Here is a 3,114-nt window from a genome sequence, read left to right as displayed (position 1 = left end):
GTAGGGGGAGTAGGGGGAGTAGGGGGAGTAGGGGGAGTAGGGGAGAGAAATATTCTTTTGCGACAACTAACAACTGACAACTGACCAATTTCATGAAGTTTTATAACAAAAATATCATTTTGTAGTTTACGCTACAGAATTTTATGCTCTCATCGAAAATGCAAGCAGGATAGAGGAGATATAATCATATCAATCCTATTCATTTAAGATTCTGTAGTTTACGCTACAGATTTTTGTGTTATCATCAGATTGCAGGGAATAGTAAATTATTCCTTAGTAAATAAATACAGGGAGGTAGTGTCATGTCTATTCAAGAAAAAGCCCGTCAATCAATGGTACGTCAACATCAGCAAGCTAAGAATCGTCAACAATCCATGTTGATGCGGGCTGCACAGGAACTTAATTTGCATGAAGGAATATCTCACTACTGGAATCCCATTCAAGGTAAAATGGATGCAGCTACTCAGACGCTTTATGGACGTAGCCAAGCGACTATGAGTTAAGTGAAAAAGAAAGCCACCCCAGAGGGTGGCTAAAAAATTCACTAGTTGTACGTTAGTAATTGTTGTAATTAGCAATCGTAATACAAGAAGAATTCATAAGGATGTGGACGCAATTGCATTTGCTTAACTTCGTTAGCAACCTTGTAATCAATCCAGTTTTGAATGAAATCTTCAGAGAAAACGCCAGTTTCAGTTAAGAAAGCGTGGTCATTTTCCAAAGCTTCCAAAGCCAATTCTAAAGAACCAGGAGTAGAAGGAATCTTAGATAATTCTTCTGGTGAAAGTTCATAGATATTTTTATCTAAGGGTTCACCAGGATGAATTTTGTTTTTGATACCATCAATCCCAGCACAAAGCATAGCCGCAAAAGCCAAGTAAGGGTTAGAAGTAGCGTCTGGACAACGGAATTCTAAACGCTTGGCTTTGGGGTTGTCTCCAGAAAGAGGAATCCGCACAGAAGCAGAACGATTACCTTGGGAATAAGCCAAGTTTACAGGTGCTTCATAACCAGGTACGAGGCGTTTGTAAGAATTGGTAGTGGGGTTGGTGATTGCCAACAATGCTGGAGCGTGTTTGAGAATACCACCAATGTAGTAAAGTCCCATTTCGCTCATACCAGCGTACTTGTCACCTGCAAATAGGGGCTGACCATTTTTCCAGATAGATTGGTGACAGTGCATACCAGAACCGTTATCGCCAAAAATGGGTTTTGGCATGAAGGTGACGGTTTTGCCATACTTTCTAGCCACGTTTTTGATCACATACTTGTAAGTCATCAACCAATCAGCGGCTTCAATCAACTTACCAAATTTGAAACCAAGTTCGCACTGACCACCAGTCGCAACTTCATGGTGTTGCTTTTCAATGGGTACGCCACAATCTTTCATGGTTAGCAGCATTTCTGTCCGCATATCTTGAAAGCTGTCAGTGGGAGGAACTGGGAAATAACCTTCTTTGACGCGGGTTTTGTAACCCAGGTTAGGTCCTTCTTCTCTACCAGTATTCCAACGACCTTCTACAGAATCAACGTAGTAGTAACCGGAGTTGGTGGTTTGGTCGTAACGGACATCATCAAAAATGAAGAATTCAGCTTCAGGACCAAAGAAAGCTGTATCACCAAGTCCAGTAGAAGCTAGATAATCTATCGCTTTTTGGGCAATAACGCGAGGACAACGGTTGTACCATTGGCCTGTGCGGGGTTCTTTAATACTACAAATGATACTGAGAGTTGGCTCTTTCATGAATGGGTCAATCCAAGCGGTGTTAGGATCAAGCACCATGGTCATGTCAGATTCTTCAATACCTTTCCAACCGCGAATACTAGAACCGTCGAAAGGTACACCGTCAGAGAATGAACTTTCATCAATCTGGTCTTGGTACATGGTCAAATGTTGCCAAGTTCCCAGTGTATCAATGAATTTCAGATCAATCATCTGAATTTTTTCGTCTTGAATCTTCTTCAAGATTTCTTTTGGGGTTGTCATTTTTACTTTACTCCTGATGTAGCCAATTACCTAATATAAACCCAGAGTCTGCCCAAGCATCCTCACCTTGTTACGCTAACCCAAGTTGTCATACACTACCTGGAATATCGTAAATAGTTAACTTGACATGATTTTGTCATGTTTGTTACAGATTGTCTGGATTACAGGTTATGTTAACCTTTCTTTCTTAATCTGTACAAAACTAGAAAATTCATGATCAGGGGTCAACTTTGGCATAAAATCCTTAGATAGCAGATGGATAGTTTTTGTGCCAGTGTCTATTTTATGTGAATTGGCACAGAATCTTGTTGGTGCTTCATGGCAACCAAATTAATATCAAATCATAGATAACTAATGATTGGGAGAAAAAAGAATGCGTGATGCCGTTACAACTTTAATTAAGAATTATGACGTAACCGGGCGTTATTTTGACCGGAATGCCATTGATACCCTCAAATCCTACTTTGATAGTGGAACAGCTAGAGTTCAAGCCGCAGCAGCGATTAATTCCAATGCTGCCGCAATTGTCAAACAAGCTGGGGCAAAGTTATTTGAAGAACTACCAGAATTAATTCGTCCTGGTGGCAATGCTTATACAACCCGTCGTTTTGCCGCTTGTTTGCGGGATATGGACTATTACCTGCGCTACGCTACCTATGCGCTAGTGGCTGGTAATATGAATGTTCTGGATGAGCGTGTATTACAAGGACTCAGAGAAACTTACAATTCCTTGGGTGTACCCATTGGTTCAACTGTTCAAGGTATTCAGATAATGAAGGGTATCGTCAAGGAACAGGTAGCGGCTGCTGGTATTGCTAATACTGCTTTTGTGGATGAGCCTTTTGATCATATCACTCGTGAATTGAGTGAGATTGATGTTTAGCTTAACCGACAGAAGCCCCACGTCTGACCCGATAGGGCAGCGGGGGATGAATGGCGCGTGAATTGACGACGGTTTTCCGACCAACGCGACAGCAAGGAAGGAAAACATGGAGACAATTCCCAAAATTTGTGTTATGAATTGAATATCTCGGCAAGGCGAGAGAATAGCGATAACCAAGCTAGATACATGATCATTTTTGTTGATTAACCTTGATTTTGCCTTTGGAACGAGGGGTCAGCCTATC

3 protein-coding genes are annotated in these 3,114 nt (G+C 41.3%); 2 read left to right on the top strand and 1 reads right to left on the bottom strand.

The window, feature by feature from the left end:
- Positions 1–302 precede the first annotated feature (302 nt).
- Positions 303–503, top strand: coding sequence for a glutamine synthetase inactivation factor IF7A (gene gifA, locus PN450_RS05360; protein WP_015080354.1), 201 nt, complete (start codon positions 303–305; stop codon positions 501–503).
- Between the two features lie 68 nt (positions 504–571).
- Here gifA and glnA read toward each other — a convergent pair whose 3' ends face one another.
- Positions 572–1,987 (bottom strand): type I glutamate--ammonia ligase, encoded by a 1,416-nt coding sequence (glnA, locus tag PN450_RS05355; RefSeq protein ID WP_015080355.1) that lies wholly within the window; start codon positions 1,985–1,987, stop codon positions 572–574.
- 373 nt (positions 1,988–2,360) lie between these two features.
- Here glnA and apcB point away from each other — a divergent pair, with 373 nt between their 5' ends.
- A complete protein-coding gene (gene apcB / locus PN450_RS05350) occupies positions 2,361–2,870 on the top strand; it encodes an allophycocyanin subunit beta (protein ID WP_015080356.1) in 510 nt (169 codons plus the stop codon).
- Positions 2,871–3,114 lie beyond the last annotated feature (244 nt).

Source organism: Dolichospermum lemmermannii CS-548 (genome assembly GCF_028330815.1).
In the GTDB taxonomy this organism is placed as follows: Bacteria; Cyanobacteriota; Cyanobacteriia; order Cyanobacteriales; family Nostocaceae; genus Dolichospermum; species Dolichospermum lemmermannii.
Note: the sequence above shows the minus strand (reverse complement) of the source record. Positions and strands in the feature narration are given on the sequence as shown.